We start from the raw sequence: 13333 nt of genomic DNA, 5'->3' as shown, positions 1-13333 counted from the left end.
TTATGATTATAATATAGTAATATGACTAACTTCATTACTATTACTGCAAAGAAATGTTTAATTCAAACTTTCCAGCAGGGGTAAAATGGAAAAAAAAGGAGGTCAAATTTGCAATTAACCATTATTTTGAGTTAAATTTTAAGGACTACGAAAAAATATCAGCATATTTTTACATAATATGTAATTATTAAATTTCATGTTTTTTTAAAGAATTCCGTTTGTCATTGCGAGGAACGAAGCAATCACACAAGGTTGTCGACAAAGATTGGAGAGATGCTTTGTCGAGTTACGAGTGCGATTTCTCCTTTCGGTCGAAATGACAAAAAACCTTATTATTTGATAATATTGAGATCTGAGTTGAAAGAACTCTTGTATTTTTTAATGTATTCTGATGGTGTCATTCCAAAGAGTTTTACAAACTGCTGTCTGAAATATTTTGGATCTTCAAACCCAACTTCGGCACTTGCCTGCGTAATATTCATATCTTCGGTGAGCATTAACATCGCCGCTCTTCGAATACGGACTGAACGTATAAAAGCATTTAAAGTCTGTCCCGAAATGATTTTGATTTTGGTATAAAGCGTTCTGTGGCTCATTCCCATTTCGAGTGCGAAGTTTTTGATGGTAAAATCTCTTTTATGAATATTGGCTTCTACAATGTCAATACATTTTTTTAGCATTTCCTGATATTCTACCGGAACTTTTTGGGTGTTTTCCTTAAGTGTAATGCTGTCTAAGAAATAAGTTCGCAGGTTACTTCTATTTCGCAGTAAAGATTCCACACGCGCTTTAAGTATATCATCATCAAATGGTTTTGTGATATAATCATCGGCACCATCATTTATTCCCTGCAAATGAGTTTCAGGATTTTTGGAAGCGGTAAGCAGAATTACCGGAATATGAGACAAGTCGTTGCTTTCTTTTATTTTTCGGCATAATTCTAAACCATCCATTTCTTCCATTGTAATATCACTGATTACAAGATCCGGCATGTGTTTTTTGGTCAGTTTTAAACCTTCTTCTCCATTTTCGGCACTGTAAACGACATAGTTTTCTGAGAATAATTTTATCAGATAGGCTCTGATTTCGGCATTATCATCAATAATTAAAACGGTGCGTTTTTCAGTAAGCATGATTTTTTGGAAATCACTTTCTGAAACTATAGTATTTGAGGCTGCATTGTTTTCTTCGGCATCATCAATTATTAATTCATCAAATAACTGGCTTCTTTGCGGAGCATCATTTGTAATTTCGACATTTTCAAAATGGCTGTTTCCTTTCAGAAAAGTCAGTTTAAAAGTACTTCCTTTTCCAATTTCACTTTCGCAGCTTACTTTGCCTTTGTGTTTGTCAACAAAATATTTGACAATAAAAAGTCCGATTCCAAAGCCTGTTCCAATTGAAACTTTTGAATTGATTTGTTTGAATTTTTCGAAAATAACTTCAATATCTTTTTTCTCGATTCCGTCGCCGTTATCAGCAATTTCAAGAAAAACCTCATCCTCACTTTCTGTTACTATAAGATTTATTTCTCCGCCAATTGGTGTGTACTTAAAAGCATTAGACATTAAGTTGAATAACGAAATCTCAATTTTTTCATAATCACCAATAATCACAATTTCATGATCCGGAATCGTAAAATTATAATCGATGTTTTTATCTTTTGCCTGATTTACAAAACATTGATACACTTCATTACAAAGGTTATTTACATTTATTGGAGATAAACGTAATGAATCGGCATCATTTTCTGCTTTTCTAAAAAGTAAAAGCTGATCTACCAAACTTAAAAGTCTTCTGGCATTTCGGTGTGCAATTGCCAAATCACTTCCCGAAGAACCATTTTGAACATCTTCTTTCTGAACTGCTTTTTTCAACGGATTTATAATCAGCGAAAGCGGCGTTCTAAATTCATGCGAAATATAAGTAAACATCGAAGATTGCTTTTCGGCAATTTCCTTTTCTTTCTTGCTTTCCAGTTCGGCAATTTTGACTTTATATTTTAGCTTTTCTTTGTTTTTATGATAATCCAGATAAACGAAAAGAAGTCCTGCAATACTCAAAATATACAATAAATAAGCCCACCAGGTTCTGTACCAAGGCGGCAGAACTTGTATAGAAACAAGGCTGACTTCTTTGTTCCAGCCTCCTTTAAAATTGGTTGTTTTTACTTTAAAAGTATATTTTCCTTCGGGAAGTCTGGAGTAATTTGCTTTTCGGGCCTGACCCACATAATTCCATTGTTCGTCCCAGTTTTCTAAAAAATAAGCATAATTTATTTTGTCGGCATTATTATAATCTAAAGCAACAAATTCTAAAGATAAAGTGGTTTGATCGTAAGCCAGTTCGACTTCTTTTATTTTTTCGGAATCGGTTGTAATTTCTGCTTTGCTTTCTTCTATTGGCTGATTGTTTACATAAAAATCAGTCAGTAAAACATTATTCTTTTGATTGAATCCTTTTATGGCTTCGGGAAAAAAGATATTGAAACCGTTTATACCGCCAAAAAGAAATTCTCCTGTCGATAACTGAAGACCGGCATTAAAACTAAACTGATTGCTTTGAAGTCCGTCGTTTACAGAGAAATTGCGGAAGGTTTTTCTCTTTTTGTCAAATCGGCAAATACCATTATAGGTACTCATCCAGAGATTCCCTTCTTTATCTTCAAATAATCTTAAAATGGTGTTGGATGGAAGTCCGTCATCAGATGTAAATCTTTTGAATTTATTTGTTTTTCTATCAAACAAAAGCAAACCGCCTTCCTGCGTTCCTAACCAAAGATTTTTGTCTTTATCTTCATGAATGCATCGAACAGGATTTCCTATTGTGGTTTTGGTAATCTTTTTGGTGTTTTTTTCTATGGAAAATAAAGACGTATAATTTCCTCCCCAAAGCTTTCCATCGCTTGTTTCTATAATAGATTGCAGGTTGGTCACATTTTTATCAAAAAGAACAAAATTGTTTTGTGTTCGGTCAAAAAGATACAAAGCGCCTTCATTAGTCGCACTTGCCCAAATATTTGCTTTAGAATCCTTGTAAACAAACCAAATGTTTTTCTCCACTTGTTTAGTGTGCGGATTGTAACAAGAGAATTTGGTTACGGTATTATTTTGTTTATTGATTCGGTTTACGCCGCCAGCCCAGGTCGAAAGCCAGATATCATTATTGTTATCGCGAACTATTCCTGTAATAAAACTGCTTGAAAGCGCCTTGTTGTAGTTTATATAAGTATTGTTTTTTCGGTCCCAATATTTTAAACCTGCACCGTCTGTTCCAACCCATAAATTCTTTTTTTCATCTTCGCAAAAAGACAGAATAAAATTTTCGGCAGGATCTTTTCCATTGTATCTAATGCTTTTAAAATATTTTGGAGTATCGCTCAGCATACTGATTCCGCCGCGAAGGGAACCAAACCATTTGTTTCCTGATTTATCTTCGTATAAACTCCAAACCGAATTGCTTTTTGCCAGTTGATTGTTTTTAATAGAATTATAAGGCACGGCTTTTTTATTGTTTCCAATAACCTGAAAAATGCCACAGCCGTCTGTTGTAACCCAGATTTCTCCTTTTTTATCTAAGAGAATATCGGTTACGCTGCATTTGCCTGAAAAATAATTATCTGAAAGTGTTCCGGTTTTAGTATTAAACAGAAAAAGTCCTTCGTCTGTTCCGAACCAAAGATTTCCATCTAAAGATAATTTCATTGCTTTTACGCCAATCGAAAGCGGAAAAACAACTTGTAATTTTTGTGATTTATAAGTGTAATTGCAAAGTCCAACATTTCGAATATAAACCCAGCTTCCGGATTTGTTCTTATTTTCCTGAATGGCTATGGCGTCGTAATTATTGACGTTGATTTGGTTTCCTAAAACGGTAAGCGGAATTGGTTTTCCCACAAACGAACCATTTTCAAAAGCAACTAATCCTAAATTTTGAGAAGCAATTAAAAAAAGTTTATCAGAAACGGAACGCATCTGATGTACAATATCTTTTAAAGATTTTTTCTTTTTGTTTGAAGAAGTATATTCGACAGAATGAAATGTAGCAGAAGTTTTATTGTAAATACAGACTCCGTTGTTTCCTCCTACCCAAATATTGTTTTTAGAATCGCCTTCGATATTGTAAATCGCATTGAACAATAATGATTTTGGATCGTTGATTCGGTTTCTAAAAACTTTGAAATTGTAGCCGTCGTATCGGTTTAAGCCATCGTAAGTTCCAAACCACATAAAACCTTCGCTGTCCTGAAATATCGTAGTTACGGAATTATTTGATAATCCGTCAGATATATCCAAAAACTTAACGGGATAATCTTGCGAATATCCTGAAAATGAAAAGCTTATTAGTAGAAGATATAGAACAAAATGCTTCAAAGTGTAATTTTTTAAATACTTGTAAAAAGTACAATTATAAGCTAATTTGACAGTATTTTACAAAAATTACAATATAAAAATTATATTTTGCCCTTTGTTTATAGGATTTTTATAGCGGTTGATTGTTTTTAATAAAGTTATACCTATAAAATGTTTTCACATAAAACCATCATCTTTTCGCAATTTTGTCATTCCGAGGAACGAGGAATCTTCACGAGTAGCTCCGATCCTATCTTTGTCGATCTTGCAACGAAGATTCCTCGTTCCTCGGAATGACAAACTTTGAAGATAAACAATAGAAAAGTGAAATTACTCTATTTCTCCTTCATTATATTCTCAATATCAGATAAAGAAATTTTCGGATTTGCACCCGGCGAACCAGCAACCAAAGCGCCCATTGCGCAAGCCAAATCTAAAGCTTCCTGCGGTTTTTTATCCGTAAGTAAAGAGGTTACTAAAGTGGCTAAGAAAGAATCTCCGGCGCCAACAGTATCAGCAACCACAATTGGATAACCATTATTTTCATAAAAAGTGCCTTCCCATAATAGTAAAGCTCCGTGTTTACCTCTTGTAACGCATATTCCTTTTACGTCTGCCAAAGAAGAAATGAAATTCATATTCTCTTTTAAATCGGTATGTGGGAAATTTAAAGCTGAGGATATTTCTAAAATTTCCTCGTCGTTGAACTTAACAAAATTGGCTGATTTCATTAATTGCTCGAGGATTTCATAGGTATAATGTGGCTTTCTTAAATTGACATCGAAAACTTTATAAGTATTTGTTTGTAAAAGTTCTTCTAATGATTTTCTGGAAACCTCATCTCTGCAGACCAAACTTCCGTAAATTAAAACATCAGCATCATTAGTAAGTTTTCTTGCTTCGTTATTTAATATAATTTTATCCCAAGCCGATGGATATTTTATTTCGTAAGTTGCAGATCCGGTTTTGTCTAAAGTTACATTTACTAATCCGGTTGGGAAATCTTCTGAGGTAATTATGGAAGCGGTTTCGAGTCCTAATTTTTTTACGGTTTCTATGATGGCTTTTCCGTCTTCGTCATTTCCTACACAGCTAATCATGGCAACATCACAGCCTAATGATTTCATTCTCAAAGCTACATTCAACGGTGCGCCGCCTATCTTTTTTTCGTTGGTAAAAATATCCCACAGCACTTCTCCGTACGCAATCGCTTTAAGCTTTTTTTCGTTACTCATTCCTAATTTGTTTTTGTTAATCCTGAAATATAAAGTTATACTTTTAATTAAAACTGACCTAGGAATTAGTTATTGTATAATAAAAAAGAGGATTTAAAAATCCTCTTTTTTATTACTTCATTAATTTCATAACGGTATCATCAACTGGAAGACAATCTGTTTCAAGGGAATCTTTCCGTATATAATCTATTATTGCCTGATTCTTTTTGTTGTCCAAAATTATAGACAACTTATATTCTTTTTCTTCCTTAATAAATATGAGTTTATCAACATTGTTTTTCTCTACAGTATTTATTGTATCATTTTTAATGGCACAAGCTTTCCCATAATATTCTGTTGTACAAGGAGAAGTATCGCTATAAAGATAAAAATCAATACAATTATTTTCTAAATATGTAATTCCTAGCCATTGAGTTGTTATTTCATCATCATTTAATTCCTTAAACTCGTAAACTTTTGAAAATTTTGTCTTTATAGAATCCAGAAGTTTATCTTCATTATTTTCCTTGTAATTGTTTTTATCATCTTGAATATTTTCTTGAGGTTTATTTGAAATGATCGTAGTTTTTTTCTCAACTATCTTTTCAGCATCGTTGTTTTTACAGCTAATGAAAGAGGAAACAATTAAAACGATCAATAAAATTTTCTTCATATTTATAAATTACTAATTAAGATTTTTTCTAGGTTAAAACTTTATTTTAGCAAATCTACTATTAAAAAAAAGAGGATTTAAAAATCCTCTTTTTATATAATTATTATTTTTTTGTAATGAATCAAATACTCCTAACGGAGTATCTGTTATGTATTGAAATTTTATTTTTTTCTACCGACCATATACTCCTAGTGGAGTATTTCTACTGTCGTTTTATTCTTTACCGATATTGAACCCCTAACGGGCTATGCTTAACTCGTAATGCTATTGTTTTCTACCGATATGAAACCCCTAACGGGGTATGCTTAACGGGTAATGTTATTATTTTTTCTACCCATATAAAACTCCTAACGGAGTAATCTGTAACGTTATTTATTTCAATGAAATATCTCGGAGAGATTAAATATTGGTAGCATTCCACGATCACACACGAAAAATTGTCCCGTAGGGACTACACATTCAATACAATAAAAACATATTTATTCTTTGATATTGAGTATTGCAAAAATTTCTTGTTTAAGTGATGCTTCGCGAGCAGCTATGGAATCATTAGCGAAAGCATACATATCACTTTTGGTAAAGCCGGCTTTCAAGATTTCTGTAGTATCTGTTACTTCCTGATCAAAATCAGCTTCTATAGATCCTTTAAATTTTTCAGAATAACGAATCTTGTAGAATCTGCCAACACTCTCAGAAGAACCTATTGAAGAACCGCCTTCGCCTTTATATCGTATTCCTTCAATATTGTAAATCAAATAATCAATTTTAGCTCCTTTATATTTGCGGTGTGACATACATTTCCCGACTGTAACTTTGCCATTTAACTTAATATCTTTTCTTATAAGATATCCTTCAAAAAGTAGAAATAAAAAAAATAAAAAGCCTAAGATGATAACAACTGCTGAAATTATACCAATTATTTTAAGTCCTATTGCCTTCATAATTATTCTTTTTACCTAATACGATACTAAACAAATATAACGTAAAACTCTACCACGCTTTTATAAAAATTTTAATTTATTAAATAAAAAAACTGTGCAAAGTCAAAAGACACTTACACAGTTTATGATGAAGCTGTAAATATTAATCCAATAAAAACACAATCAATCCACGCGCACCATGCGCACCTAAAACCAGCGACTGTTCAATATCAGCAGTTTTTGAAGGTCCGGCAATAAAAGTTCCAAAACCATATTCCTGATTCCCTATTCTTTCATAGGCTTGCTGCATCGTGCGGACAATATCATTTTTATGAACAATTATTGCTAAATATTGTGCAATAAAAGGAGCAATTCGCTGTCCTAAAATATCATCGGTTACCCAAAGTGCACTGTTTTCAGCAACTCCAAAATGTGCTTTTACAACCGTTAATTCAACATCCTGAAGCGAATGCGGATCAACATTGTTCCAGTCTAATGAAGCGATTTCTGAAAGCTCTGGAAGTGTTGTAATTAATCTCTTTTGCAGATTGTAATGTGATTTTATATAATTGATAATTTCACTGTAATTAGAAACCTCAACAGGATCTCCGCCAATACCTTTTAAAACTGTTTTATAGGTTTCCAGTATATCAAAATCTTCTGAACCTAAAACACTTAAATCCGGCAGATCTGTCACTAAATCGGGTTGGTTTAGTTTTATTCTATTTAAAATTTCGGCTTTACTGCTCATTGTCTTTTGCTTTAGATTCTCTCGAATTTTTCTTGTACCATTCTCTAAAAGATTCCTCGGGAACATCTGGCATTTCGCGCTGATCGTACCATTTATTCAACTTATTATTGACCATTGCCGGAACATTTTTCATTACAAATCTTCCTGATTTTCCTGCGATATTAAAAATTGTTGGATTGGCTAAAACCGTTGCCATCGTTTTCATTGCAATTGTTTTACCTTTTGGTGTATAACCGTCTTTTACCAAAACCTGACGCCATTTGTACAATTGATCGTGAATATCAATTTTTACCGGGCAAACGTTGGTACAGGAACCACAAAGTGTACTGGCAAAAGGCAGGTCGGCATTTTTGCTCATGTCTAAATTGGGTGCCAAAATAGAACCAATTGGTCCCGCAACCGCATTGTGATAACTATGTCCGCCGCTTCGTCTGTAAACGGGACAAGTATTCATACAGGCACCGCAGCGAATACATTTTAGGGAATTTCTAAAATCTTCTCGTCCTAATTGTTTGCTTCTGCCGTTATCGACAATAACTATGTGAAGTTCTTTTCCGTCTCTTGGTTTTTTGAAATGGCTTGAAAAAGTGGTTATAGGCTGTCCTGTTGCGCTTCTTGCCAATAATCTCAGGAAAACACCTAAATGTTTACGCTGTGGGATCAGTTTTTCAAATCCCATACACGCGATATGAACATCGGCTAGATGCGCGCCCATATCGGCATTTCCTTCATTGGTGCAGACTACAAATTCTCCAGTTTCAGCAATGGCAAAATTAACTCCGGTTAAAGCTACTTTTCGGGTTAAGAAGGTGTTTCGTAAACTATGACGCGCTGATTCAGTTAAGTATTGCGGATCAAAATTTCCTTTTTCTGTTCCTAAATGTTCATGGAAAGTTTCACTTACGTCTTCTTTTTTAAGATGAATGGCTGGTAAAACAATATGACTTGGCGGTTCTTTACGAAGTTGTACAATATATTCTCCTAAATCTGAATCGATAACTTCTATTCCTTTTTCGGCTAAATAATCATTTAAATGGCATTCCTCAGTAAGCATCGATTTTGATTTCACCATTTGCTTTACATCATGTTTTGCCATGATCGAATGCACGATTTCATTGTGTTCTTTTGCATCGGCTGCCCAGTGTACAATGATTCCGTTTCTTTGGGCATTGGCTTCAAATTCAACTAAATAATCATGAATATTAGAAAGCACATTGGCTTTTATTTGGGATGCCGTTTCACGTAATAATTCCCAATCCTTAATTTGATATGCCGATTTATCACGCTTTGCACGAACAAACCAAAGTGTTTCGTCATGCCAATTGACACGCTCTACATCTTTGTTGAACTTTGCTGCGGCTTCGCTGTGCTGTATTATTTTTTCTGAAGACATCTTTTGTCAGTTAAATGTTTTACCATTAAGGTATTAAGTTAATTAAGCCAAACTTTATGAACTTAAATGCTTAAGGATAAAAGAAAATTAAGCTTCAATTTTAAATAGTTTCTCTGTTTTAGCATTAAGTCAAGCTTTATGAACTTAATATCTTAATGGTAGAAAAAGAAATTTATGTTTATCTTAAATTTACTTCGTTTTCGAGTGAATTTAATATTTCAGCAATATGAATGGTTTTTATTCGGCTTTTCTGTCTTTTCAAAATTCCGTCTAAATGCATTAAACATGACATATCGCCGCCTGTAATATAATCTACATTATGGCTTTCGTGATCTTTAATTCGGTCTTGTCCCATTTTTACAGAAATGGCTTCTTCGGTCACACAAAATGTTCCGCCAAAACCACAGCATTCGTCTTTTCTCGTTAAAGCAACTAAATCTAATCCTTTAATATTATGCAGTAATTGTTCTGGTTTTGAGAAAAATGTTGCATTCAATTCCGACATTTGAGAAAGATGTAATCCACGTTGTCCGTGGCAGCTTACGTGCATTCCGACTTTAAAAGGAAAACTTCCGTCGATATGGTCAATTTTTAAAATATCAGTTATAAATTCTGTTAATTCAAAAACAGTGTTTCTAATTTTTGTCGCAGCTTCTTCATTTTTTTCGTCATGCAAATGGTCTTTTACATGCAGCACACAACTTCCTGAAGGACATACAATATAATCGAATCCGGTAAAATTGGCTATAAAATTAGTGTCACAGCCCTTTGTTAAATGTGCATAACCGCTGTTTGCCATTGGCTGTCCGCAGCAGGTTTGTCCCATCGGAAAATGAACTTCACAGCCTAATTTCTGTAAAAGTTCGTATGTCGCGATACCTACTTTTGGGTAAAACTGATCGACATAACACGGTATAAATAGTCCGATTTTCATTTTTTATTATTTTATTTTTAGCCCGCAGATTTGGCAGATTAAACAGATTTTTATTTAAATATTACACATTTTTTATCTGCATAATCTGCCAAATCTGCGAGAAACAAAAATCTATTTTTTAATTTTTAATTCTCAATTTTTAATTATTTCAATGCTTATAAAACTTCAAATCAATCAAATCATTTTGAATTGGTTTAGGATTCCAGTTTTGATGAATTGCCAATGCTGCTCCTAAAGCACTCGCCTGCGCCATCGATGCAGCGTAAACTTCTACATCCGGAAAAGCTTCGGCTAATAAATTCATATAAATGGAATTTTTACTGAAACCTCCGTCTACAAATATCTTTTTCACAGGGCTGTTATGAATGACTAAGTTAGTTGAAAAAACCTGCTGTTCTACCAAATCTAACATTAATTGATGATAGGCCGTTTCGTAATTTTTGAATGTTGAAAGATCTCTTTTTTGAAATGGACATTCTTTCAGAATATCAAAATTATATTTTTTAGGATAAATGATTTGAAAGTTTAATGCGCGTAAATTTGAAACAACATTTTTATCAAAATAAACGTCTTTGTACGTATCAACCGGAACGTTAAAATGTTCTGCTAAACGTTTGGTTTGTACTTCATGTTCGTTTCCTGCAAAAAGTCTTGCGGCTTTTACAGGCTTTTCTGTGTATTGTAAATAACACAAACAATCGTGCTGTAACTCTTCAAAAGTCAACGGTTTATTATTGAACGGATTCAAGGAAATACTCCAGGTTCCTGTCGATAATAAAACGAAAGGTTCGGTAAAGTTTATGGTATACGGAATTATCGCCGATGAACTATCGTGAAGTCCAGCGCCTAGTGCTAAACCGTCTTTTGTTTTGACAACATCTTTTCCGTAATAAAACGGCGGAATTTTACCCGAAATACCTTCACTTTTTAACCATTTATGGTATTTCATTTTTTTGAAATTCCAAAGATTGGTATGACACCCAACGCTTGTAATATCGGCGTAAGCTTCATTGGTTAAAAGAAAACTCAGAAATTGCGGCAGGTGTAAACAATATTGCACCTTTTTAAACAAGTCCGGTTTTTCTTCTTTTAAACGGTAAATCTGCATTCCTGAATTTAAGCTTCCCAAAACGGGAGAAGCTGTTTTTACGGCAAACGCTTCTTTTCCTTTGTATTTTTTATAAAAGTCGTTTTTTAAATCCTCCGGATAATCTTTTAAATAGTTATACAGAGGAGTTAAAACTTTTCCTTCTTTATCAATGTAGACAAAACTAGCACCGTAAGTACTAAAATTGATGGCTTTTAAAATATAATTGGTTAAAGCTTTAATTTCTGATAAACGCTCAAAAATCCAGTTTTTAAGCACTTCTATATCTTCGCAGGGAAAACCATCTTCGTCGACAGTTTCGTCAAAATTGACTGATTTCTCCCAAACAATTCTATAATTTTCATCAAATAAAAATACCTTTTTGTTTGTTTTACCAATATCAAAAATTGCAACTACATTCATTTTTTTAATTGTAAATTGTGAGTTGTGAATTGTGAATTACAGATATTAACTTATAATTCAAAACTCATAATTATAATCCCGTTGCCAATGTTTTTAATCCTCTTTCTCCAATAAGATTTTTTCTAACAGAAAGGCTTCTGTATAATTCTACTGGATTTAAAGCTGCTCCTGAACGTAAACGGGCTTCAGCAACAAGAGCGCGAACGTCTGTACGGAAAGCGTTTTGAAGAATTTCCTGTGCTTTTACTACATCATTTTCCTGCTGTGCTTGTTCTAATGCTTTTCTGTCAACGGAAAGTGCTTGTGCGTAAGCAATCATAATGGCTTCAACAGATTGTAATAAATCTTCTAACGGATCTTTGATGTTGTGCGATGCGTCGATCATCCAGCCTAAATCTTTGGCGTGGTTCATTCCTCTTGCGTCCATTCCTTCAACTAATTCATTGAAGATCAAGAATAATTGATATGGTTTTAAGGCTCCGGCAGTTAAATCGTCGTCACCGTATTTTGAATCATTAAAGTGGAATCCGCCCAGTTTGTTTTCCATTAATAATAAGGAAACGATCTGTTCGATATTAGCGTTTGGTAAATGATGTCCTAAATCAACTAAGGTTTGTGCTTTGTCTCCTAATTTTTTTACGTAAGAATAGGATTGTCCCCAATCTGCAACTGTTGTAGAATAAAAGTTAGGTTCGGCACATTTGTATTCTAAAAATAATTTCCAGTTTGAAGGTAATGCATCGTAGATTTCTTCTAAACTTTCTAAAGTGTTTTGATATGCTTTACGGAAGTTTAACTGTCCCGGAAAGTTAGAACCATCAGCAAGCCAAACGGTTAATGATTCTGATCCTAATTCGATTCCGTGTTTAATAACTTCAATATTGTGTGCAATAGCTTGTTTACGAACGGCTTTATTTACGTTTTGTAATGATCCGTATTTGTATGTATGTTCTGCATCTGCCTGATCCTGAAATGTATTCGAGTTCATGGCATCAAACTTTAAATTGTGCTGTGACGCTAATGTTTTGATTGCTTTATAATCTTGTGGAATATCCCACGGAATATGAAGCGAAATGGCTCCTGAAGCATTGTTTAATTTATGAAGCAACCCAACATCTTCAATTTTTTCTTCGATTGAACGTGGTTCTCCGCCTCCTGCAAAACGTCCGAATCTTGTTCCTCCTGTTCCTAAAGACCAAGATGGAATTGCGATTTGAAAATCGATTAGTTTTTTAATAATCGACTCTGTATTATCAATTTCTGATGCTGTAAAAACAAGTTTGTTTTGGTGTTTTTTTAATAATCCCTCGTTATGAGATTCGATGTGGTTTGATCCGATTAACATAGTTATTGATATTTTAATAGAGTTACAATATATGAATTTTATCCGTTTGGGTTTATTTTTCTAACACATAGAAACATAGTTTTTCTTTACGTTCAAAGGCGTTTCACTTGCATTAATAAACATAGCTCTGTGTGATGACTTGTCATCTTTTTAATCTTTACTCAAGAAAAAAAATCTATGTTTCTATGTGTTTAAAAAACTTCTGCTGATTAATTTATATAATCTAAACTCTGGTTTAACT

Annotated in this window: 9 protein-coding genes; all 9 read right to left on the bottom strand. The window is 33.5% G+C overall.

What is annotated here, in order from left to right; translation table 11 throughout:
- Positions 1-332: 332 nt before the first annotated feature.
- On the bottom strand, positions 333-4373 hold the full coding sequence (locus ACODSB_RS22250; RefSeq protein ID WP_488938637.1) for a two-component regulator propeller domain-containing protein: 4041 nt from the start codon (positions 4371-4373) through the stop codon (positions 333-335).
- Positions 4374-4687: 314 nt separating this feature from the next.
- Positions 4688-5587 carry a carbohydrate kinase family protein gene (locus tag ACODSB_RS22245; protein WP_488938636.1) on the bottom strand — a complete coding sequence of 300 codons (900 nt, stop codon included), beginning with the start codon at positions 5585-5587 and terminating at the stop codon, positions 4688-4690.
- Positions 5588-5699: 112 nt separating this feature from the next.
- Positions 5700-6239, bottom strand: a complete 540-nt coding sequence (locus ACODSB_RS22240; RefSeq protein WP_488938635.1) for a hypothetical protein — start codon at positions 6237-6239, stop codon at positions 5700-5702.
- A 479-nt stretch (positions 6240-6718) separates the two neighbouring features.
- Complete coding sequence (locus tag ACODSB_RS22235; protein WP_488938634.1) at positions 6719-7180, bottom strand: hypothetical protein; 462 nt, start codon at positions 7178-7180, stop codon at positions 6719-6721.
- A 142-nt stretch (positions 7181-7322) separates the two neighbouring features.
- Positions 7323-7910 (bottom strand): LutC/YkgG family protein, encoded by a 588-nt coding sequence (locus ACODSB_RS22230; RefSeq protein WP_488938633.1) that lies wholly within the window; start codon positions 7908-7910, stop codon positions 7323-7325.
- On the bottom strand, positions 7900-9303 hold the full coding sequence (locus tag ACODSB_RS22225; protein WP_488938632.1) for a lactate utilization protein B: 1404 nt from the start codon (positions 9301-9303) through the stop codon (positions 7900-7902). The genes ACODSB_RS22230 and ACODSB_RS22225 overlap by 11 nt, the downstream gene beginning before the upstream one ends.
- Before the next feature lie 178 nt (positions 9304-9481).
- Positions 9482-10237 (bottom strand): (Fe-S)-binding protein, encoded by a 756-nt coding sequence (locus ACODSB_RS22220; RefSeq protein ID WP_488938631.1) that lies wholly within the window; start codon positions 10235-10237, stop codon positions 9482-9484.
- A 148-nt stretch (positions 10238-10385) separates the two neighbouring features.
- A complete protein-coding gene (locus ACODSB_RS22215; protein WP_488938630.1) occupies positions 10386-11747 on the bottom strand; it encodes an FGGY-family carbohydrate kinase in 1362 nt (453 codons plus the stop codon).
- Positions 11748-11817: 70 nt separating this feature from the next.
- Positions 11818-13092, bottom strand: coding sequence for a sugar isomerase (locus tag ACODSB_RS22210; RefSeq protein ID WP_488938629.1), 1275 nt, complete (start codon positions 13090-13092; stop codon positions 11818-11820).
- Between the last annotated feature and the right edge of the window lie 241 nt (positions 13093-13333).

Source organism: Flavobacterium sp. FG68 (assembly GCF_057808895.1).
This window is presented reverse-complemented; position numbering and strand designations above follow the sequence as displayed.